Raw genomic sequence first — 21,123 nt, 5'->3', positions numbered from 1 at the left:
CGAACGGCTGTTCGATGGCGTGTCCGGGGTGCGGCTCGGGTCACATCACGGATGCGACGTCGTCACCTGAATCCCGCGATCAGACACCATCAAGCGACGCCTCGCGCAGGGACGTGAGCCCCGTGTCGGGGTTCTTGTAGGTGACGTAGGCCTTGGTGGACACCTCGAGGATCTCGCCGGTCTTGCTTTCCGGCGCGGAGACGATCACCTGGAAGCCAAGACGCGGCAGCACGGTGAGGGCGCGCTGCGTGTATCGGCCGTCCGCCTTGATGAGGGCCTCGTCGAGGAACAGCGTCGTATAGCTGGGTTTGAGCCGGTTCTCCATGCCGCCGCCGAGCAGGTAGATGAGCGCGGCACCATAGACGAAGGACGTGAGCTCCTGCAGGGCACCGCCTGACCGCCCACCGGTGGAGGTGATGCGCTCATCGATGCCGCCCTCATGGTGCACGATCGCGTAGAAGGACGAGCGGCATCGCGGATCGAGGTCGCGGGCGCCATAGCTTTTCACGCCGTTCGCGTCCTTCACCTGCGCGAGCTGGGCGCGCAGCAGGCCGATGATGGCCGCGCATGAGACGAACACCTTGCGCATGACGGCCGGATCGTCGTCTCCGGTCGATTTCCAGTCGTTGAGGATTCCGATCGCCCGCGAAAGCTGCGACAAGAAGACCCGGTCCGGCCGGCGCACGTCCGCATGCAGGGACAGGCTGCCGTTCCTGGGACCGAACCGCTGCCCGTCGAGCATGGCGTTGATGCGTTCGAGCTGATCGCGGATGTCGGCGGTGTCGGTGTCGATGGCGCGTTTGATGGTCAGCAGGCTCATCAGCAGCTGTTCCAGGCAACGCCGGTATTCGAAGGCTGTCGCGCTTCCGGCTGTCAGACGGGACAGTCCCTTCAACTCGTCGAGATAGTACCGACGATCATCCACGGTGGCCGACAATGCGTCGTCGTCGGCGGCGTATATGCCCTTGTACGATTCCATTCTGGCTTCGACGACCGTTTTCGCCGCGGTGGCCTGCGCGGCGAGCGCGGCGATGTGGGCGGCCATGTCGTCGCGCATCCTCGCGATGACGCGTTCGGGGAACGAGGATCCCCCGGCGGGCGTGTCGGAACCCGCTCCGATGATCATGTGGGCGCGCAGCACCGCGTCCTCGATACCCGAGAACGCGTCCTCGTAGGAGCGTTCCAGCACCGCGGATGTCTCTTCGTCCGGCTGCGGGGCATCTCCGTTCCCGGCATCGTCCGCATCGTCGTTCCGCAGCGTTTCGTCCCGATGGGCGTCCAGCCACAGGCGGGCGGCCTCGCAGGCCGCCGCAGCGGAATCGGCGGCCTGCTTCTCCTCGAACCTGCGTTGCTCGTTGCGGTCGAGCTCCGCCTCCATCGTCTCCTTGCTCCGGGCGAGTTCGGCGAGTTCGGGATTGTTGCTGATCGAGGCTATGGACGATTCGAGTTCGTCCACCTTGGCCGTGGCCGATTCCACGTCGACGCTCTCCCATGAGGCGTAGGCGAGCTGTTTGGCGAGTTCGAGCCCGCCTCGCAGGGCTTCGGCGCGACGCTTCGCCTCCGCATAGTCGCGCTCCGCCTGATCCGATCGTTCGCGGGCCTCGTCGATTCCCTCTTCCAACGTCTTGAGATAGGTCTCGTTGACGTAGCCGATGATCTCGCGCCGGTCCTTGACGCCGTACTGGCCCCGACCGCCGCTTTTGATCTGCCCGTCGGGCTGCACCTGGCGATGGGCGCGGTCGGTGTCGTCGATGGCGTCGACGCATACGGCGTCGAATCGTTCGGACGCGGTCTGCGCGCGAAGCCAATCGACGAACGGGGAATCCTCGCGGTATCGCAGTTTGGAGGACATCCACGGTCCTTCATCCGTGGCCTTGCCTCCGTCCGCCCCATGGCGCTCCGAAGTGTCGACGAACTGCCAGGTGCGTCGCGCCATCGCATGCGGGTCGATGGTGCTGACTTTGGCCGCGAATCCCCGCTCGTGGCGCTTGTCCACGAGGATGGTCTGCGCGATGGCGCCGTAGGTGACGTTCATGGCCAGACGCCACTGTTCCTCGTCCTCGCGCACGTCCATGAGTTCGGCGACGTACGGTAGTTCCTCGGCGGACAATCCGGTGGCGCGGCACAGCATGGCCCGCGTCTCGTCCATTTGCTGGGTGATGCGGGTGCGCTGCGCCTTCTGACGTTCGTAGTCGCGTTCGAGACGATGCAGCTCGCCGTCCGCCGCGGAACGGGCCGAGACCGCTCGGTCTCGCGTCTCGTCCAGTTCCTGCGCCCGCCGGTCATACAGACGGGTGAAGTCCACCGCGGCGATGCGACGCTCCGTCCATGCACGCTCGTTCCCGGGCATCGTCTCACCGATCGACTCGAATCCGGCGCCGATCCGCCCGCGGTTCGTCGTCGCATCGGCGAGCGCACGTCGCGCCTGTTCGAGTTCCATCTCCATGCGGGCGAGGTTGCCGCCGTCCAGTCCTCTGATGCGGTCCCTGATGGCGTCGATGCCCGCGCGGATCTTCTCGCCGTTCCGGTATGCGGCTTCGGCCGCCGCCTGATGCTCGCGATGCTCGCGTTCGTCGAGGGGCAGCCGCGCGGCGACTTCGCCGGCCATCCGCGTCAACGCCCAGCGGCGTATCGCCGCCGACCCCTCCTCGCGCTCCGGATCCACCGGGTCGAGTGTCCGGACGCGCCGGCACGCGGCATCGTAGGCGTCGCACGCGTCCCGGATACCCGTGAGCGCCGTCACGCGTTTCGCTTTCCGTTCCATCTCGTTGAAGTTCGCCTCATAGCGGTCGTAGTCGTCGACGGTGTCCCGCGCCAACCCCAGAGCCTCGGGCACGCCGAGCACGCCTTGTTTGAAGATGTCGTCGAGCCGCGACGGCGCGTCGGCCGACTGGATCTTGTGCAGCAGTCGGCATGCCTCCTCGCTCAGTCCCATCGTGGTCCAGATATGCTCATGGAACGCGTCGGCGCTGGTGAAGGTCTCGCATCCGGGATACGTGTCCTTGATCTGCGTGGACGTGAATGGATGGTCGCGGTAGACGTCCATGAGACGCGGGTCGATCGGCTCGCCCCATGCCGCATATTGGCGTTTCACGTCGCCGCGGCCGTCGCCCGCCATCAGATAGAGGAATTTGGCGCACGACAGCGTCTGTCCGCTGGTGGCGTTCACGTAGGTGTCGACGATGGCTCCCCATACGGATTGCGGGGCGCCATTGTCGTCGCGGCCGCGCAGGTAGATCGGCTCGTCGCCGCCCGCGGTGCTGCCGACGCCGATCATGCCGCGCAGGTACGTGTAGTCGCTACGTTCGGATCGCCCCGAATTCGATGCCTTGTTGAACGGTGTGCCGGTCGGGTACAGCAGTGAGATCTGCGCGTCCACGAGTGTGGATTTGCCTGATTCGCTGGCTCCGGCGAGCAGGGTCACGGGCAGTTTCCGATCGGTGGAGGGGCTGAATTCGTGGTAGCCCTGATACGAACCCCAGTTGACGAGCCGGCGGCTTTCCAGCATCCACCGGTCGGCGATCATCGGCAGTTCCCTGACGCTCATGCCCGCTCCTCCTCTTCCGTGTCGATGCCGGGTGCGGCGGCTTCGTCCGCGCCGTCATCGACGGCCGTTCCGTCGTCCGCGGTCCCGTCGTCGTCCGCGGCGGCGATGCCGAGCCATGCGTCCGCCAGCCCCCGGTCGAGCACGACGGGGACGAGCGGCGTGATCCGATACATGGCGTCATCGTCGGTAGTCGCCAGATAGCCGTAGGTGACCATCGTGTTGACGAGTGTGCCCACCTGTTTGAGCACACCCTCCTCGTCGTTGCTCGCGGCGAGGTACCCGGCTCCGGTGGCGAGCGCGGCGCGCATCTCGTCGAAGCCGACGATCCATTGGGCTTCCGGAACCCGCATGTTCTCGTATTCGAGCACTCTGATGCGCAGGAACGCGAGCAGGGCGGCCTCCTCGCGCCTGAGGCTGGTGCGCGTCTTGAGCGAGCGCAGCGCGACGTCGGGCCCGGTGACGGGCGTCGCGTACATGATGCGGTGGCGTTCGTCGTCGACGAGTTCGAGCATGTCGTTATTGAGCGAACGGATCACGGCGTCGCGGTTGTCGTTGACGAGATCGTACAGTTCGCCGCCGATGTACCGTTCTCGTTTGAGCGCGATGGCGGCCCGGCGGGCATCGGCGCACATGTCGCCGCGGTCCCCTTCGAACAGCGCGCCGGTGTTGGTCGTCTCATCCGCGATTGCGTCCATGGTCGTGTCCATGATCATCCTTCCTCCATGATGGCGTCGAGCTCCTCCGCGTCGGCGGTCAGTGTGCGCGTGCGCCAATCGCGCGGACTCCCGTCGATCGTCACGCAATGCCAGACGGCGTCGCCGCTCCCCTGCCCGCCGATCGCGCCGAGGAATCCGACGAGTTCGCTTTCACGCCGATCGCCGTCCGGCAGCCGGTTGAAGCTGGCGGCGACGTCGATCCGGTCGCCGTCCATCACCGGCTTGCGCCGGATGAGCGCGATCATGCGGCGCAGACGCGGACCGCCGTTGTCGATCAGCGTCTTCAGGTCGACGCGCGGCCCGTCGGTGTCCGCCGTACCGGCGTCCAGCCTTGGAGAGGCCGAACGCGTCATCGGTCTGGCGGGCCGCGTAGGCAACGGGGCGAGTCGGACTCCGGCGGTATCGGTGTCATAGGGCCTGCCGTCGCCGCCCTGATGAGCCTTCGCGTCGGCGTTGACGGCCGCGTACAGTCGGTTGAGCCGGGTCAGCATGGATCGGTACCGGGTGTCGGTCTGCTGGCGTACGAGCCTGCCGATCTCCTCGTTGGAGACGCGCATCTGGGCGCGTACCGCCTCGATGCCCGCATAGATGTTGGCGAGCTCCTCCCGTACCTGCCCCAGCAGGGCCGCGGATTCGTCGGCGAGATAGGGGGTTCTCGCGATGGCGCGCATCGCCTCGTCGATCTGCTGACGGCCTTCGTCGGTGATGATCACCTGGAAGGCGTCCTCGAACCGTCGCCCCATGTCGGATTCGCCGAAGTTCGCACGGTATCCGGAGTCGTAGGCGCCCAATATCTCGTCGACGCCCATGTCGCCGGCCTGCATGCGGCGGCGGAGCGCGTCGCCGTTGTCCCGTTCGGCGAGCACGAGTTCGCGCAGGTCGATGGGCACGCCGCGCAGCGTGTTGTGGATGACGGCGATGATGTCCTCCACCTGCGATGCGTCGAGCTCCTCGTTCCGCAGCCCCTGTTGGATGCGTTTGATCTCGTGCTTGCGCTCCTTGATCTCGCGGTTGAGCAGTCGCACACGTTCGCCGGGGTCGGCGGTCAGCCGCATACGGGCGTGCTCGACCTCCATGATGATGCTGTTGGCCTGCGCTCCCGACAGGGTGCGGGACTCGTCTTCCAGCCGCCCCAGCGCCTCGATGGCACGATGGGCGCGCGCGGTCAGACGGTAGAGGAACCGGTGCGATGCGGCATCATGCGAGTTGGCGAGCCAGGCGTAATCCCCCTCCCCCTCGCGGGTCAGGTCGACGAGCACGCGGTGCGCCGCCTCGTTGAACGTCCGATCTGGTTCCGGCGTGTACTCGCCGATGTCGGCGAGCGCGGCAAGCCCCTGCGCGAACCGCTCCTCCAGCGTCTCACGCGGCAGTTCGCCGGTCAACGGGTCGAACGCCGCCTTGAGCAGCGCGACGTACAGGCGTGAGTTGCGGCGCAGCAGCAGCCTGAGCACGCCGGTCTCATAGACCGATCTCAGCCGTTCCATCTCACGCCGCGCATCTCCCATGGCACACCTCCCTGATGCCGTCGCCAGCCATTCCCTGCGAGACGGGACCTTGACGGCCCCGCGTCTCACCTAGAAGCTAACACAGTATGTTGGCAATCGCGTAAGGGTTGGCATGATCTGATGTAATCATGTTTCTTACGTTGTCCTTTAGGACACGCACGCTCATCGGAGAGTGCATTTGCCTTGCTTTGTGAGGTTCATGTGTCTCACTGGCGCTACTGCAAGCGCCTCTATCCCCTTCACGTAGACTTGCGTGTCGGGGATTACCTTTCTCATGATGTTTGCCGCGCCGTTGACGTCCGCGTTCCACTGGATGCCGTTCCCGGCTTGGTACAGGCCTCGTTTGATTCGTCGTCCGGAATATTCCAGACCGTCGGTCCTGCCATGGGTTCCGATTCGGTCATGGTCCAGAAAAGACGCCTTGCCGGTATAGGACTCCTCGGTTTCCGTAACGGGGATTCCTAGTTCATTGAGCTTGTATGCGAGTGCGTCAATGATGCGTCGGAACGGCAGTTGTACGAATTTCTGGTTGGTTACGGCTCCCATGTTCGCGTTTTGCTTCCAATCCTTGTTCAAGCCGATGATGACTCGGCTGACGCCGATGGAAGCTAGATAATTCGCGGTGAACGTGGTGACGTTGCCTATCAGCCAGTCCAACTGGTGCTTGCGCTTCAGCGCGATGCGGCGCATTCGTCTGGTGTGGCGGGTGGCTCTCGGATCCTGTGTCAGCCTGTCATGGCGGGTTTCCTTTCGTACTTGTTCCACGGTTCGGTACCGGCTGTTCGGCAGCCGGTATTGCGCCGCCAGCGAGAGCTGGTTCATGGAATGGCAACGGTTGTACCATTGGTTCAAAGCCTTGAACGGGCCTCCTGTTATGAGGAACGGCGTATACCGTGGGTCGTTGACAAACACGGCGATTAGGTTTTCGACACCAAGGTCGATTGACGCGTATCTGCCGTTGTCCGGGACCGTCTCATACGGCAGTGGCTCTTCCTTGTATATGGCGTGTATGCGATACCCGATGCCGAGGGGCTGGATGCGAATCATGGTCACGTCTCGCATCCGCGTGTACACGCGTAGATTGAGGTCCTTCGGACAGACCGTCTGCTCCCATAGTTGCAGGTCCGAATGCCATATCGGGTTGCGGGAAATCGTGTCATATGGGAACGTGACCGTATGCATCCCGTCCTTGCTCAGGTATTTCGGGATGCGCACGCTCGTTCTCCGTTCCGGAAGTTTTCCCGTTTTGAGTTTCCGATGCAGTGCGAAGAACGATTTGAACGCACGTCCCACCTCCCGCACGATCTCGCCGCTCACCTTCGCCGGCAAAGCACGGTAGTCGGGATTGTTCTCCCGGACGAATCGGACACGTTGCGTCTGCCACGAATCCATTCTCTGTTCGTCGTCGAAGAACCGCTGCCGGTGGTCGTACAGGCACGCGTTATATAGGTTCTTCGCCAGATGGCATAGTCTCCCGTATGTTTCGGCGGACGGATTCGTGGCGGAAACATACGTGGTCTCATCGCGTTTCAGAAGACGGTCATTCACTGCAGCCCCCAGCCTCTTCCAGCAGTCGCCTCGCCTTCCCGTTACCCCGGCGCCTGCCATACAGTTTCGCCATGAACGAGTAGAGGATCGCACTCAAATCCTCCATGAGGTCCGATGTGTCGTCCTCGGCTTTGTTCATTACCACGATTTCCATATTCTTCAATCGGGCTATCTGCTCCAGATACGGGTATCCGAACCGGGTCAGCCGGTCCTCGTGCTCCACGACCAGACGGGCGATAGGCTCATCCGATGAGAGCAGGGCGGACAGTTTCGGCCGTTGCGCGTTCACTCCCGAACCGACTTCCTTGATGATCTGGTCCACCGTCCACCCGTTCGCGTTGCAATAGGCGACTATCCGCTGCGCCTGATACTCCAAATCGGTTTTACGCCGCGACGCGTTCGACACCCGCGCATAGACGACGGTCTTCCCCTGAGTCTGCTGCTCACGATCTCGGTCGATGCGGTCGAAAACGTCGTCGGGAACGATGATGCTTCCACGGGGTACGGGCTGGTATGCCCCCGGAATCAAACCGTTCGCATACCAACGTTTCGCGGTGGTCCAGTCCACCCCGCAACGGCGAGCGTATTCAGAAAGCTTCATACCATATATTATACCTTAAAAATCAAAAAATGTATTATCATGTATGAAAACACCAGAAAACACGACAATTAATCAAAGCACGCCCGCATGGACCGGCATATCAGGTGCGGTTTCCTGCCGGCACGGCGTGTCGCGCATGACTGCCGACAGCCCGGCGATATCGAACGCCCGTGGCCCCGATCATGCGGATAGGTCGATCACGCGATCGCACCATCCGGCGACGAGCTCCTCGTCATGGGTGACGACCAGCACCGCCGTACCGCGACGGGCGGTCTGCCTCAGCAACGCACCCACCTGCTCCATATGGAATCGGTCGAGCCCGCTGGTCGGTTCATCCAACACGAGGAGCCGTTTGCCGCACATGAGCGCCGCGCCGATCGCCACACGCTGTTTCTGGCCGCCGGACAGGCTCATCGGATGCCGGTCGGCGAACGCGGCGAGGTCGAGGTCGGCGAGCAGACCGTTTCGACGTCCCGCGAGCTCCGAATCGGACGGGTCCATGCCGAGCGTCAGCTCCTCGCGCACGCTGTCGGAGAACAGCTGGTGGTTGACGTCCTGCATGACGAGGAATCCCGCACGCATGAGGTCGTGGGGCCGTGCCGGAACCCCATCCAGAAGGACACGGCCGGAAAGCGGGCGCATCAATCCGGTGAGCGTGCGCACCAGCGTGGTCTTGCCGCATCCGTTACGCCCCATCAGCCCGACGATCTCGCCGCATCTCAACGTCAGATCGGGCACCGGACGCGAGAATCCATCCCGCATTTCGCCATCACGTCTCCGCCACGGCAGGCGGCTCGGTCGACCGTATCCGACGACGAGCCCGCCCGTGCGCAGCAGCACGCCTCCACCCGGACCGCCGCCCACGGGACCGCCGTCCATCGGGTCGCCGCACGCCGGCGGAAGGGATGCCAGCCGCGCGACCTCGCGCCGGCAGGGTTCCAGATCGAGTGCACGCAGTCCCATGGCGGCGACGCGCTCCGGCGGCAGGGAGAGGAATTCGTCGGCCGCGTATTCGCGTACGATGCGGCCCCGCTCGCACAGCAGGTAGCGGTCGGCGACGCCGTTCAGCCAGGCGAGGCGATGCTCCGCGACGAGGACCGCGACGCCCTCGTCCTTCAGACGGCGGACCGCCGCACGCATGTCGTCGATCGCCGCGGCATCGAGGTTGCCCGTCGGCTCGTCCATGACGACGAGCCGGGGCCCCAGCACCGTCGCCGCGGCGACGGCGATGCGCTGCCGTTGCCCGCCGGACAGCCGGAACACGCTGCGCCCGAGCAGACCGGTCACGCCGAACCGACGCGCCACGTCCTCCACGCGCCGGTTGATTGCTCCGGCGGGCATCCCCATGTTCTCGCACGGGAAGGCGAGCTCGTCGGTGGTGTCCGCGTTGAAGTACTGCGTCTTCGGGTTCTGGAACACGCTTCCCACCGACGGCGTGAGCCGGTCGATCGGATCATGCGCGGCATCGACGCCGCACACGGAGGCATCGCCTGCGAAGTCGCCGTGGAAGAAGGAGGGTACAAGACCGTTGACGACGCGGGTCAACGTGGTCTTGCCGCATCCGCTCGCACCACACAGGACGACGCACTCCCCCGCCCGGACGGTCAGGGACACGTCGTCCAGCGAGGTCTGTTCGGCGGAGGCGTAGCGGAAGACGACGTCACGCACGCATACGGGATCGACGCTCATCCGACCACCCCCGCGATGTCGAGTGCGAGCGGCGCGGCGCACGCGGCCATGACCGCCCAATCGGCGACGGTCATGCGAATCGTCGTACGCGAGGTATGCGCGCCGTCACGCCCCAGTCCCTTCGTCAATGCCGCGACGGACAGATCCTGAGCGACGATGGTCGCGTTCATCAGCAACGGCACCAGCACGTATTCGAGCGTACGCGCCGGATGGCGCAGCACGGCGAAGCGTCCTGACACGAGTCCGCGCAACGCCATCGCGTCGCGGATGGCGCGATAGTCCTCGCCGACGGTCGGGAAGAACCGGATGATCACGACGCATGGCACGACCACCGCCTCGGGGACATGCATGCGTCGCATCGCGCAGACGAACGCGCTGGCCGACGTGGTCGTGAACGCGTAGGCTCCGGTGATGAGGCACGGCAGCATCATCGCGGCCCCGACGGCGAGCGCGGCGACGACATGCAGCCACGGCATGCCCAGAGCCTGGGGATCAAGCGAGCCGAGCGCGAGCGCCAGGGAGTACAGGAGCGCGAAGCGGGTGGCCATGCGCCACCGCCCCGCGGCGAGCGGCGGCACAAGAAACAAGGCGACCGTGACCGCCTGCGTGAGTGTGGCGACGTGGAAGAACAGCATGAGGTTGGCGAGCAGCAGCAGCGCCAGTTTCGCACGCGGGTCGAGGTCGCGTGCGGCCATCAGACGACGCCGGCCTTCGCGAAATGCTTGGCGCACAGGCGCTGGCCGAACCACCCGCCGAGAATCGCGCACACGAGGATCGCGATCATCGACGCGGCGAACGTGCCCATGGTGATGTTGGCGAACACGCCGTCGATGTACGCCGCATCCTTGCCGCGCGCCTCAAGGCTCGCCACGTAGGCGTCCTTCATGAACCACAGCGGCAGGATGGGGCCGGTCAGACCGTAGGAGAACACGATGTACGAGACGAGCAGCGCCGCCTTGCCGCGGTATGCGCCGGCGCGTGCGATCAGGTCGGCGGCGACGGGGAACACGACGCTCGCAACGAACGAGAGCACGAAGTGGCCGGAGACGAACAGGAACAATCCGATCACGAGGCCCATCACCGTGATGCCGCCGAACTTGGGCGTGCGGGCGGCGGCGAGCATGAACACGGGCCCGGAGATCAGCGCGGCGATCGCCGGCAGGAAGATCGAGCCGAAGCCGCCGGTGAACAGGGTGCTGACGAGGGTGGCGACGCACACCATCACGAAATACAGGGCGGCGAACACGCCGATCGAAACGAGGTCGGGCACGCCGAGCCGCGAAGAACGTGGCGTATCGGATGATGAAGCGGGCACCGGCGCGGATGCGACGGGGGCGGTCGGGGTCGTGTCGTGGGCCATAGGTCTCCGTTTCCTTGCGATGGGCGTTATCAATGTACCGGCGACTTGCACGGTTGGCAATACCCTGCAGCGAAATATTGCGTCATCATCATGTCGATTGACCGGTTTTCAGTCTGCATTCAGCCGTTATGCACCGAGTTATGCACATTCATGCACATCGCCCACAGTCGATTTGCATACGAACCGAAGGCGCGGCATGGTGGTGACCAACGGCGAACAACGCAGGTTCGCCGGCGGCAACGTAGGCCGCACATCGGGGAGAGGAGCGACATCATGTCGGAAGAGATCATCGCTGAGGGGAACACATCCGTGGAATCCTGGGTACGTCGGTTCCGGGAGAACATCGACAGGCAGTACGTCTCGAACAGTCAGGTGGACAGGGGCGCGACGCTGCTCGCAACGGTCGCGCGCATGGCCATCGAACGCGGATACGCCATCGCGGAACCATCCACGACATTGTATGACGAGGCGAAGCGATCCAAATGGCCGTGGCCCCATCTCATCGTACGTGGCGCGGACGGGTTCATGTCGTCGTTCCACCTGGCGGAACTGTCGAAGCCCGGGACCGCGCCGAAACCCCGCACATTGGCGGGCGTACCGAAAAGCGACGACCCTCAGTGGATCGAGGAGCGCTCCCGCGAGTTCGAGCCGACCGGCATGCTGTCGCTCCGGGTCAACGGAGACCGCCCGTTCGCACGTCAACGCTCCCTGCGCGATACCGTGAACTCGCGGATCGACGAGCGTCTCGACACGCTGTTCGACGGATTGCACGACGAGATCGCCGTCTCGCACGAACGCGCCGAAGCGGACCGCAGACGCGAAGTGACCATCGGCCAGGCGCAACGGGAGTGCCGCGGCGAACGCCTCTATACGGCGCTGTGCGAGGAGGTGCAGTTGCACGGGATGCTGGAAAGCCAACGCTCCTATCTCGATCTGGTCGAGCAGCGGCTGCGGCGCATCGACCCGGACCGTCTGATGGACGCGTCCGACGACATCGAGATGATGCGTCGCCGCATCGACGCGCGCGATCCGCTGACGACGGGCGGCGTCGACTGGCTGGATCAGCCCGAACCGACCGATCTGGACATCTACGAGTACATGCATCGGGACCAGTTCGGCACCACGTTCGACCGTGACGGATCGTACCGTGACCGCACGCGCAGACCGCCGCGCCGGACCATGCCGTCGATCGGCAACGGAGGGTTCTTCGACTAGCCGGACATGCCGGATCGGCCGGCTATCAGCCGGCTACTCCTCGGCGACGAGCTCCAGATAGGAGTCGTTCCACAGGTCCTCGTCGCCGTCGGGCATGAGCAGCACACGCTCGGGGTTGAGCGCCTGGACGGCGCCCTCGTCGTGGGTGACGAGCACGATCGCGCCCTCGTACTTGGCGATGGCCTTGAGGATCTCCTCGCGCGAGGCCGGGTCGAGGTTGTTGGTGGGCTCGTCGAGCAGCAGCACATTGGCGCGCGACGTGACGAGCGTGGCGAGCGCGAGACGGGTCTTCTCGCCGCCGGAGAGCACGCGCGCCGGCTTCATCGCGTCGTCGCCGGAGAACAGGAACGAGCCGAGGATGGAACGCGCCTGCGTGTCATTGAGTTCGGGGGCGACGTGCGTGAGGTTTTCAAGCACGGTGGCGTCGAGGTCGAGCGTGTCGTGCTCCTGCGCGAAGTAGCCGATCTTGCAGCCGTGGCCGTAGTCGACGGAGCCGGTGTCGGGCTGTTCGATGTGGGCGAGCAGGCGCAGCGTGGTGGTCTTGCCGGCGCCGTTGTAGCCGAGGATGACGACGCGGGAGCCCTTGTCGATGGCGAGGTTGACGCCGGCGAACACGATGTTGGAACCGTACGCCTTGGAGATGTCCTTCGCCATGATCGGCGTCTTGCCGCAGGGCGCGGGTTCGGGGAAGCGGATGTCCGCCACCTTCTCCTTCTTCTGCGCCTCCGAGGTGTTCTCGAGGAGCTTCTCGGCGCGACGCATCATGTTCTGCGCGGCGACGGCCTTCGTGGCCTTGGCGTGCAGGCGGATGCCCTGCTTCATGAGGCGTTCGGCCTTCTTCTCGGCGACCTCGCGTTCGCGGCGGCGACGCTCCTCGTCGACGACGCGCTGGTGCAGGTACGCCTTCCAGCCGAGCGAGTACATGTCGATCTGGCCGAGCTGGGCGTCGAGGTGCCACACCTTGTTGACGACCTCGTCGAGCAGTTCGGTGGAGTGGGAGATGACGAGGAACCCGCCTTCGTATTTCTTCAGGTAGCCGCGCAGCCATTCGATGGAGTCGGCGTCGAGGTGGTTGGTGGGCTCGTCGAGGATGAGCGTGTCTGCGTCGGAATAGAGGATGCGCGCCAGTTCGATGCGTCGACGCTGCCCGCCGGAGAGCGTGCCGAGCGGCCGCTCCATGACCTCCTGGGGCAGGCCGAGCGAGGAGGCCATGGCGATGGCTTCGGATTGGGCCGCATAACCGCCGGCCTTGTCGAAGTCCTGCATGGCCTTGTCGTAGCGGTTCATGGCCTTGGTCATCACATCCGGATCGGGGTCGGTCATCTCCTTTTCGGCCTTGCGGATGCGGCTGATGATCGAGGCGATGTCTCGCGCACTCATCATGCGGTCGAGCGCGGTCTGTTCGGGGTCGGCGGCGTGCGTGTCCTGCGGCAGGTAGCCGAGTTTGCCGGAGACGCGCACCTTGCCGGAGGTGGGCAGCATGTCGCCGGTGATGACGCGCGTGAGCGTGGTCTTGCCGGCGCCGTTGCGGCCGACGAGACCGATCTTGTCGCCTTTGGCCACGTGGAAGTCGCACGGGTGCAGCAAGGTCCTTGCGCCGATCTGAATCTCCAGACCCTGTGCATCGATCGCCATGTCGTCTCACCCGTCGCTTTCCGTGTCATGTTGCCGTGGATTTTGCCAACGAACACTATAACGGACGGGATGCCCGCTGCCGGGCGCGTCACTCGGCCGCCGCCGCGGCCTCCTTCACGCATCTGAGCGCGTTGAGCGTGCGCGGGTAACCGATGTAGGGCATGCACTGCGAGACGACGGCGATGAGGAACGCCTTGTCGTTGCCGACGGCGATGTTGGCTTTCGCGTGGGCGGTCAGCTGCGGCTCGCATCCGCCTTGCGCGGCCAGATAGCACAGGGTGATCATCTCGCGGTGGCGGGTGTCGAGCCCGGTGCGCGTGTAGTAGTCGCCGAAGCAGTTGTCGGCGAGCCATTTGTTGATGTGCCGCGTGTCTTCGGGGCCGGAATGTGCGAACCCACGCATTCCCTCGCCGAAGATCTCGATCTGCTTGGCCTCACCGGCGGCGGCGCGCGTGTCGGCGGTGACGGTCGCCCTGCCTTCAAGCGGCAGGCCGACGCCTTGGTCGGCGAGCACGTCGTTGGTGATGGTGAGGAAGGGCAGCACGCGCCCGAAGCCGCAGTAGGCGACCGCCTGATAGACGATCTCCTTGGCCTGGGCCGGGGTCACGCCGCTTTTCAATGCAACGGGCAGCAGCATCCCGTAGGCGTCCGTGGCCTGACTGCCGATGAGCGTGGCGAGGATCGCCATGGAACGCGTGGCGTCGTCGAGGTCCGGATGGTTCGCACCCGGCTCGTGCACGACCTCGTCGTAGGCGAAGGCCGAGAACAGGTCGATGAATTCGGGGTCGCACTGGGCGAGCGTGGGTTTGCCGTCGGCGAACAGTCCGCCGTTCCTTCTGCCGAACATGGTCCGTTCCTTCCCGCCCGGCCGCGACGGCCGGGCCTGTCTCATGCGCTCGGGGTTCCGTTTGCACGCCGCCGGCGCCGTATCGCCATACAGGATAGGGGCCGGCGGCCTTCGCGGTCAAATGCCCGAAACCGCATGATGGGGCATACGGGGCGGGCATGGCGGCGCGACTACACTGGTGGGTAGCCCGCGAGCCGCCGCCGGCGCGCCCTGTTCCGACGGCGCGCACAGGAGGGCGGACGGAACCTAGGAGGTCGCCATGGATACACCGAACGATGAGGAACGCCGCGAGGTCCTGCTGCACAGCGCCTTCACGGCCGCGGATGTGCGCGCGATGGAGCGTCCGCTGCTCGACGACGGGGTGCCGCTGATGCGCATGGCGGCGAACGCGGCCGCGCATACGGCCGCGAGGATGCTCGACGACGAGGGCGTCGATATCGAGGATGCGGTCGTGACGCTGCTCGCCGGCGGCGGCGACAACGGCGGCGACGGACTGTTCGCCGCGGCGCTGCTCGCCGAGGAGGGCGCCCAGGTGAACGCCGTGGCGGTGGGCCGCTCCCTGCATGACGAGGGGTTCGCCGCGTTCGTACGTGCCGGCGGCAAGGTGCTGGTGCTCGACCCCGACGCCGAGATCCCCGGCTGCGCATCCGGTTTTTCTGCGGGAGAGGCCGGCGAGCGTCTGCAGGCGGCGGTCCGTGTGGCGCGCCGTTCGCATCTGGTCATCGACGCGATGACCGGCATCGGGTTGAACGGTCCGCTGCGCGGAGTGCCCGCCGCGGTCGCCGCGGCGCTCGGCCTGCCCGCGGCGGACGCGCGCGGCGGCGACGGCCCGCTCCCCGACCGTCCGGCGCTGCCGGGTCGCGAATCGGACGGGGAGCTGCCGATGGTGCTCGCCATGGATACGCCGTCCGGTGTGGGCGTGGACGATGGCTCGCTGACGGGCGCCTACATCCCGGCGGATGAGACCGTGACGTTCGGCGCGATGAAGCCGTGCGCGATATTGCCTCCGGCGACGTTCGCCTGCGGTCGCATCACACTGGCGGACTTCGGCTTCGATCTGGACGGCGCGACGCCGCTCGTCGAGGCGACGGATCGGGAGTCGGCGTCCGAGGCGGTACGGCTTCCCCGTGTCGGCGACGCGAAATACTCGCGCGGCGTGGTCGGGCTGGTCACCGGCTCGTCGCGCTACCCCGGCGCTGCGGTGCTGACCGCGAGGGCGGCGGCGCGCACGAACGTGGGCATGGTGCGCTACCTCGGCCCGGAACGTGCGCAGGACATGGTGCTCGCGGCATTGCCTGAGGCGGTGCTCGGCAAGGGGCACGTGCAGTCGTGGGTGGTCGGTTCCGGCGTGCCGGCGGGCGATGATGCCGGCGATGACGTGCAGCGCGCGACGATCGCCGCGTTGCTCGGCCATTACGCCGCCGACGCGCAGGACGCGTCGTCGATGCCGCCGATCGTCGTGGACGCGGGCGCGCTCGACCTGCTGCCGGAGCGCGTCGTGCCACAGGTGGTGATCACGCCCCATGCGGGCGAATTGGCGCGCCTGTTGGGCGTCGCCGCGGCGCAGGTCGAGGTCGAACCGCTGCGTTGCGCCCGTCAGGCGCAGGACCGCACCGGCGCGACCGTATTGCTCAAGGGGGCGGCGACGATCGTGGTGGGCGAAGGCGCGCGCGTGCTGGTCGCGGGCGCCGCGCCGGCATGGCTGGGCACGGCCGGGGCCGGCGACGTGCTGGCCGGCATGACCGGCGCGCTGCTCGCCCAGATGGATACGGACGCCGCCGTGGACGACGTGGACGACGAGGAGCGCGCGGGCGACGGTCCCTCGCCCGCGCCGTACGATCCATGGACGGTCGCGCGCACGGCCTCGGCCGCCGCATACCTGCACGGCTCCGCGGCGGCGATCGCCTCGGAATCGGAGCAATGCGGCTGGGAGCCGCCGGAGCTGTTCGGCATGAACGCGAGCCGTCAGCGCTTCGACACGTTGGGCCATCCGATCGTCGCCTCCGACGTGATCGCTGCGATACCCGACTCGTTGGCGGACGCCATCGCCTGACGACATGGGCCCCGCATGGGAGGATTCCCGGCGGGGCCCGTTCATTTAGTTTATGGGGAGTCTGCGGTCAGTCGGCGGCGCCGGTGACGTCGAGACGGTACCCCATGCCCGTTTCGGTCTTCAGATAGCGCGGATGCGCCGGGTCGGGCTCGATCTTGCGGCGCAACTGGGAGACGTACAGGCGCAGGTAGCCGGTGTCCTTGACATGGCTGGCGCCCCAGATCGTGGTGAGCATGTCCTGCCGGGTGACGAGCTTGCCCGCGTTGCGCACGAGCACCTCCAGCACCTTCCATTCGGTGGGCGTGAGCTTGACGCGCACCTGCCGCCCCTGACGCCCACGGAACACCGCACGCGCGTTGAGGTCCACGGTCACGTCGCCGAATGCGACCGTCGGAGATTCGCTTTCCGCGGCGTTCTCCAACGTCACGCGACGCAGCAGCGCGCGGATGCGGGCGAGCAGCTCGTCGATCGAGACCGGCTTGGTCACGTAGTCGTCGGCGCCGGCGTCCAGCGCGGCGACCTTCTCACGTGCGTCGGTACGGCCCGAGACGACGAGGATGGGGGCCTCAGTCCATCCGCGCACGCCGTGGATCACGCCCATGCCGTCCATGCGGGGCATGCCGAGGTCGAGCACGAACAGGTCGGGGTGTTCGCGTACCGCCACGGTGATGCATTCGACGCCATCACGGGCAGTCACGATGTCGTAGCCCTGTGAATGCAGGGTGATCTTCAACGCCTTGAGGAACTGCGGATCGTCGTCCGCCACCAGAATCTTCATCATGCATCCGCCTCCTTCATATCCGTCATATCCGTATGCTCCTCGGTCGCGGCATTCACCGGCCGGGGGGCGTCGTCCGCTTTCGTGTCCGCCGTCACGCCGTCATGGTCCGCGGGATCGTCCGAGCCGCCGCGCATCACGCCGTAGGTGATGAACCTGTCGAGTCCGCGCTCGTCGGAACGTCCGCGGCCCGGCAACGGCAGGATGACGTCCGAGACGGCGTCCGATACCTTCAACGTGTCCTGTTCGAGGATATCCGCCGGATTCGGCAGCTCGTCCTTCGGTATCGGCTGGCCCGCCTCCAGCGAGGCGCCCGCGGCGCGCAGGGTGATGACGATGGTGAGCCCGCCGCCGGGCGTGTCCTCGGGCGATATCGAACCGCCCATCGATTCCACGAACCCCTTCGACAACGCCATGCCCAGACCGAGTCCCGTGGTGTTGTCGGTGTCGCCGAGCCGATGGAACGGCAGGAAGATGTCGTCCTTGCGCGAGTCCGGCACGCCGGGCCCCTGATCGGCGACGCGGATCTCGACCACGCCGTTGAACGCCGAGGCGGCGATGCGCACGCGTCGGTCCTTCGGCGTGAAACGGAGGGCGTTGACCACCACGTTCGACAACGCACGGCGCAGCAGGGGCGGGTCGGCCACGACCAGCGGCAGATCCGGGGCGATGTCGAGGTCGACGCTCCACGGCCCGATGCCGAGTTCGTCGAACAGGGGGATGATGGTCTCGCCCACGTCGGTGGCGACGAGCGACAACGGCAGGGCGCCTTCGCGGATGCGCGACACGTCCAGCAGGTCGGTGACGAGTTTCGTGAGCTGCTTGAGTCCGTTGGACGCGACCGACAGCAGATCCTCGCGGTCGCGGTCGCTCATCGTGGCGCCCATGCGCTCGAGTCCCGAGACCGCCGCGGTCGCGGAGGCGAGCGGACGGCGCAGATCGTGGCTCACCGCGTTGAGCAGGCCGGTGCGGACGCGCTCGGCCTGTGCGAGCGGACCGATTTCGCTGGCCTTGCGTTCCAGGTCGTTGTGCTCGAGCACGGTCTCGATCTGGGAGAGGATCGCCATGAGCATACGCTGGTCGGAGGCTTCGATGGATCTGCCGTAGAGCTTGAGCGCGGGGCCGTGCTCGTCATGGGCGATGGTCTCGGGCTCTTCGACGGACGCGCCAGCCGCCTGGTTCCCGTCGGAATCCTTCGCGGGCGCGGGCTCCCCGTCGGAGATGATGATGCGGCCGTCCTGCACGACGCGCACGCAGTCGAATCCGAACGCCTCGCGCGTGCGGTGCACGATCGCCTCCAACGGGTCGTCGCTGCGCAGCACCGAACCGGCCACGGAGGCGAGGATCTCCGACTCCGCGCTGGCGCGCTGGGCCTGCCTGGTGTGGGAGTCGGCCCTGTCGACGACGGCGGAGACGATGAGCCCCACGACGATGTACAGGATGATGGTGGCGACATCCGACGCGTGCATCACATGGAGCGTGCCCACCGGTTGCGTATACAGGAAGTCAAGCACGAGACCGCTGAGCAATGCGGACAGGGTGGCGGGGACGAAGCCGCCGATGACCGCGGCGATGACGACCAGCAGCTGGAGGATGAGCGCGTCGCGTTGGACGAACGCCATGGAGCTGAACGCCGACAACGCCCATGCGACGACAGGAACCGAGACCGCGGAGAACAGCAGTCCACCGATCGTGCGTCCCAGCGCCATGGGCGCGTGACGTCTCGACGGCATGCGGATGCTGGCCAGTCCCTTGTTGGCGAAGGTATGCGTGACGATATGCACGTCGATGTCGCCGGATTTCTCGATGATGCCGTTGGGCGTCGACGGCCTGCCCAGCCAGCGCGACAGCAGACCCCGTCTGGAGACGCCTACGATCACCTGGGTGGCGTTGTTGGCGCGCGCGAAATCGAGGAGGGCGTCGGCGATGTCCTCGCCGACGATCTGATGGAACGTGCCTCCGAGCTTCTCCACCAGGTCGCGCTGTTTGATGAGCAGCGCGGGGTTGGATCCGGCGAGACCGTCCTCGGGGGTGACGTGCACGGCGATCAGGTCGCCGCCGCCGGAAGCCCTAGCGACGCGGGCGCCGCGCCGCAGCAGCTGCTCGCCTTCGGGCCCGCCCGACAATGCGACGATGACACGCTCGCGCGTCTCCCATTTGGCTTTGATGTGGTGCTCGTCGCGGTATTGCTTGAGGGTCTCGTCGACGCGGCCGGCGAGCCATAGCAGTGCGAGCTCGCGCAGGGCCGTGAGGTTGCCGACGCGGAAGTAGTTGCTCAACGCCGCGTCGACGCGGTCCGGCTTGTACACGAGACCGGCGGAGAGTCGTTCGCGCAGTCCTTCCGGCGGAAGGTCGACGAGCTCGACGCGCGTGGCGGACCGCAGGACCTTGTCCGGCACGGTCTCCTTCTGCGTGCTGCCGGTGATGTCGCGGACCACGTCGTTGAGCGATTCGATGTGCTGCACGTTGATGGTGGTGATGACGTCGATGCCCGCATCGAGCAGGTCCATGACGTCCTGCCAGCGTTTCTCATGCACCGATCCGGGCACGTTCGTGTGGGCGAGCTCGTCGACGAGCGCGACCTGAGGGTGCCGTTCGATGACCTTGAACAGGTCCATCTCCTCAAGCCACATGCCACGGTAGCGGATGCGCCTGCGCGGCACACTCTCCAACCCCTCGGCCGCATGCTGCGTGGCCTTGCGGCCGTGCGTCTCCAACAGGGCTATGACGACGTCCTGCCCCTCCTCGGCGAGACGATGCCCCTCCTTGAGCATCGCGCAGGTCTTGCCAACGCCCGGAGCGGCGCCGAGCAGCACTCTGAACGATCCACGAGCCTCAGCCATATGCTTCCATTCCCCCGATCCCGTGCCGGTACCGCGTACTTCCCGATACCGACTGTATACGATGAACGCACCGAAGGGGTGACGGCGCAGCACTTCGCACCGTCACCCCTGTCGGTCATACGGCCGGACGTCAGTCGAGCTCGTCCAGCGCCAGATTCAGCGTGACCACGTTCACCGTGTCCTCGCCGACGAAGCCGAGACCGCGGCCGGTGGTGTTCTCACGCACCAGCTCCTCGACCTTCTCCTCGCTCAGGCCGCGCTCCTTGGCGACGCGCTTGACCTGGATGGCCGCGTACGCGGGGCTGATGGCGGGATCGAGGCCGGAGGAGGACGCGGAGACCGCGTCGGCCGGAACATCCTTGACGCTCACGCCCTCACGCTTGGCGATGGCCTTGCGCAGTTCGGTCGTGCTCTTGATGAGGTCCTCGTCGGCGTGGCCCTTGTTGGTGCCGGAGGACGCGGCCGCGTAGTAGCCCTGGTTGTCCTCGTCCTTGTTCGGGTCGGACGCGGCGGACGGACGCGACTGGAAGTACTGCGGCAGCGCGTCGCCGTTCTCGTCGGTGAAGGACTGGCCGATCAGCGAGGATCCGACGACCTCGCCCTGCGAGTTGGTGACCATCGAGCCGTTGGCCTTGTCGGGCATGCCGAGCTGGCCGATGCCGGTCATCACGAACGTGTACACGATCACGATGACGGTGAAGACCATCACGGCCTTGAACCCGGCCCAGTAGCTGCGCAGATTCAATGACATTGAGGATTTCATTGTTGCTCCTTATATGCCCTGCA

The 21,123-nt window shown here is 66.1% G+C and carries 15 protein-coding genes; 2 read left to right on the top strand and 13 right to left on the bottom strand.

Features of this window, described 5'->3' with window-relative positions:
- Nucleotides 1–79 precede the first annotated feature (79 nt).
- The 8 genes from AC1AYR_RS07695 to AC1AYR_RS07660 form a co-directional block, all read right to left on the bottom strand.
- Nucleotides 80–3,547, bottom strand: coding sequence for an ATP-binding protein (locus AC1AYR_RS07695; protein ID WP_476512182.1), 3,468 nt, complete (start codon nt 3,545–3,547; stop codon nt 80–82).
- A complete protein-coding gene (locus tag AC1AYR_RS07690) occupies nt 3,544–4,254 on the bottom strand; it encodes a DUF4194 domain-containing protein (RefSeq protein ID WP_476512183.1) in 711 nt (236 codons plus the stop codon). Before AC1AYR_RS07690 ends, AC1AYR_RS07695 begins: the two co-directional genes overlap by 4 nt.
- Before the next feature lie 2 nt (nt 4,255–4,256).
- Nucleotides 4,257–5,768: a DUF3375 family protein gene (locus tag AC1AYR_RS07685; RefSeq protein ID WP_476512184.1), complete on the bottom strand. Its 1,512-nt coding sequence runs from the start codon at nt 5,766–5,768 to the stop codon at nt 4,257–4,259.
- 162 nt (nt 5,769–5,930) lie between these two features.
- Nucleotides 5,931–7,376 (bottom strand): RNA-guided endonuclease InsQ/TnpB family protein, encoded by a 1,446-nt coding sequence (locus tag AC1AYR_RS07680; RefSeq protein ID WP_476512185.1) that lies wholly within the window; start codon nt 7,374–7,376, stop codon nt 5,931–5,933.
- The gene (locus AC1AYR_RS07675) at nt 7,309–7,917 is read right to left on the bottom strand and encodes an IS607 family transposase (protein WP_476512186.1); all 609 of its coding nucleotides are present in this window, start codon (nt 7,915–7,917) and stop codon (nt 7,309–7,311) included. The genes AC1AYR_RS07680 and AC1AYR_RS07675 overlap by 68 nt, the downstream gene beginning before the upstream one ends.
- 180 nt (nt 7,918–8,097) lie before the next feature.
- Nucleotides 8,098–9,606, bottom strand: coding sequence for an ABC transporter ATP-binding protein (locus AC1AYR_RS07670; RefSeq protein WP_476512187.1), 1,509 nt, complete (start codon nt 9,604–9,606; stop codon nt 8,098–8,100).
- Entirely contained in the window at nt 9,603–10,301 is a 699-nt protein-coding gene (locus AC1AYR_RS07665) for an energy-coupling factor transporter transmembrane component T (RefSeq protein ID WP_476512188.1), read from the bottom strand. Before AC1AYR_RS07665 ends, AC1AYR_RS07670 begins: the two co-directional genes overlap by 4 nt.
- Nucleotides 10,301–10,966 (bottom strand): MptD family putative ECF transporter S component, encoded by a 666-nt coding sequence (locus AC1AYR_RS07660; protein ID WP_476512189.1) that lies wholly within the window; start codon nt 10,964–10,966, stop codon nt 10,301–10,303. The genes AC1AYR_RS07665 and AC1AYR_RS07660 overlap by 1 nt, the downstream gene beginning before the upstream one ends.
- Before the next feature lie 273 nt (nt 10,967–11,239).
- On the opposite strand from AC1AYR_RS07660, the gene AC1AYR_RS07655 reads away from it, so the two are divergent.
- Nucleotides 11,240–12,181, top strand: a complete 942-nt coding sequence (locus AC1AYR_RS07655; RefSeq protein ID WP_476512190.1) for a hypothetical protein — start codon at nt 11,240–11,242, stop codon at nt 12,179–12,181.
- Nucleotides 12,182–12,214: 33 nt separating this feature from the next.
- Here the strand turns inward: AC1AYR_RS07655 and AC1AYR_RS07650 are convergent, their stop codons facing one another.
- Nucleotides 12,215–13,816 (bottom strand): ABC-F family ATP-binding cassette domain-containing protein, encoded by a 1,602-nt coding sequence (locus AC1AYR_RS07650; RefSeq protein ID WP_101622713.1) that lies wholly within the window; start codon nt 13,814–13,816, stop codon nt 12,215–12,217.
- Nucleotides 13,817–13,904: 88 nt separating this feature from the next.
- Complete coding sequence (locus AC1AYR_RS07645) at nt 13,905–14,663, bottom strand: carboxymuconolactone decarboxylase family protein (RefSeq protein ID WP_101622712.1); 759 nt, start codon at nt 14,661–14,663, stop codon at nt 13,905–13,907.
- A 259-nt stretch (nt 14,664–14,922) separates the two neighbouring features.
- Here AC1AYR_RS07645 and AC1AYR_RS07640 point away from each other — a divergent pair, with 259 nt between their 5' ends.
- Entirely contained in the window at nt 14,923–16,716 is a 1,794-nt protein-coding gene (locus AC1AYR_RS07640) for a bifunctional ADP-dependent NAD(P)H-hydrate dehydratase/NAD(P)H-hydrate epimerase (RefSeq protein ID WP_101622711.1), read from the top strand.
- Nucleotides 16,717–16,783: 67 nt separating this feature from the next.
- Here the strand turns inward: AC1AYR_RS07640 and AC1AYR_RS07635 are convergent, their stop codons facing one another.
- The 3 genes from AC1AYR_RS07635 to kdpC all read right to left on the bottom strand — a co-directional run bounded on the left by AC1AYR_RS07635 (nt 16,784) and on the right by kdpC (nt 21,100).
- Nucleotides 16,784–17,497, bottom strand: coding sequence for a response regulator (locus AC1AYR_RS07635; protein WP_165784923.1), 714 nt, complete (start codon nt 17,495–17,497; stop codon nt 16,784–16,786).
- Nucleotides 17,494–20,337: an ATP-binding protein gene (locus AC1AYR_RS07630; protein WP_101622710.1), complete on the bottom strand. Its 2,844-nt coding sequence runs from the start codon at nt 20,335–20,337 to the stop codon at nt 17,494–17,496. The genes AC1AYR_RS07635 and AC1AYR_RS07630 overlap by 4 nt, the downstream gene beginning before the upstream one ends.
- Nucleotides 20,338–20,467: 130 nt before the next feature.
- Nucleotides 20,468–21,100 (bottom strand): K(+)-transporting ATPase subunit C, encoded by a 633-nt coding sequence (kdpC, locus tag AC1AYR_RS07625; RefSeq protein ID WP_101622709.1) that lies wholly within the window; start codon nt 21,098–21,100, stop codon nt 20,468–20,470.
- Nucleotides 21,101–21,123 lie beyond the last annotated feature (23 nt).

This window comes from Bifidobacterium sp. LH_417 (genome assembly GCF_056357035.1).
Note: the sequence above shows the minus strand (reverse complement) of the source record. Positions and strands in the feature narration are given on the sequence as shown.

Coding starts and splice junctions, on each gene's coding strand:
- AC1AYR_RS07695 (WP_476512182.1), bottom strand. CDS start 3,547: ATGAGCGTCAGGGAACTGCCGATGATCGCCGACCGGTGGATGCTGGAA.
- AC1AYR_RS07690 (WP_476512183.1), bottom strand. CDS start 4,254: ATGGACACGACCATGGACGCAATCGCGGATGAGACGACCAACACCGGC.
- AC1AYR_RS07685 (WP_476512184.1), bottom strand. CDS start 5,768: ATGGGAGATGCGCGGCGTGAGATGGAACGGCTGAGATCGGTCTATGAG.
- AC1AYR_RS07680 (WP_476512185.1), bottom strand. CDS start 7,376: ATGGCAGGCGCCGGGGTAACGGGAAGGCGAGGCGACTGCTGGAAGAGG.
- AC1AYR_RS07675 (WP_476512186.1), bottom strand. CDS start 7,917: ATGAAGCTTTCTGAATACGCTCGCCGTTGCGGGGTGGACTGGACCACC.
- AC1AYR_RS07670 (WP_476512187.1), bottom strand. CDS start 9,606: ATGAGCGTCGATCCCGTATGCGTGCGTGACGTCGTCTTCCGCTACGCC.
- AC1AYR_RS07665 (WP_476512188.1), bottom strand. CDS start 10,301: ATGGCCGCACGCGACCTCGACCCGCGTGCGAAACTGGCGCTGCTGCTG.
- AC1AYR_RS07660 (WP_476512189.1), bottom strand. CDS start 10,966: ATGGCCCACGACACGACCCCGACCGCCCCCGTCGCATCCGCGCCGGTG.
- AC1AYR_RS07655 (WP_476512190.1), top strand. CDS start 11,240: ATGTCGGAAGAGATCATCGCTGAGGGGAACACATCCGTGGAATCCTGG.
- AC1AYR_RS07650 (WP_101622713.1), bottom strand. CDS start 13,816: ATGGCGATCGATGCACAGGGTCTGGAGATTCAGATCGGCGCAAGGACC.
- AC1AYR_RS07645 (WP_101622712.1), bottom strand. CDS start 14,663: ATGTTCGGCAGAAGGAACGGCGGACTGTTCGCCGACGGCAAACCCACG.
- AC1AYR_RS07640 (WP_101622711.1), top strand. CDS start 14,923: ATGGATACACCGAACGATGAGGAACGCCGCGAGGTCCTGCTGCACAGC.
- AC1AYR_RS07635 (WP_165784923.1), bottom strand. CDS start 17,497: ATGATGAAGATTCTGGTGGCGGACGACGATCCGCAGTTCCTCAAGGCG.
- AC1AYR_RS07630 (WP_101622710.1), bottom strand. CDS start 20,337: ATGGCTGAGGCTCGTGGATCGTTCAGAGTGCTGCTCGGCGCCGCTCCG.
- kdpC (WP_101622709.1), bottom strand. CDS start 21,100: ATGAAATCCTCAATGTCATTGAATCTGCGCAGCTACTGGGCCGGGTTC.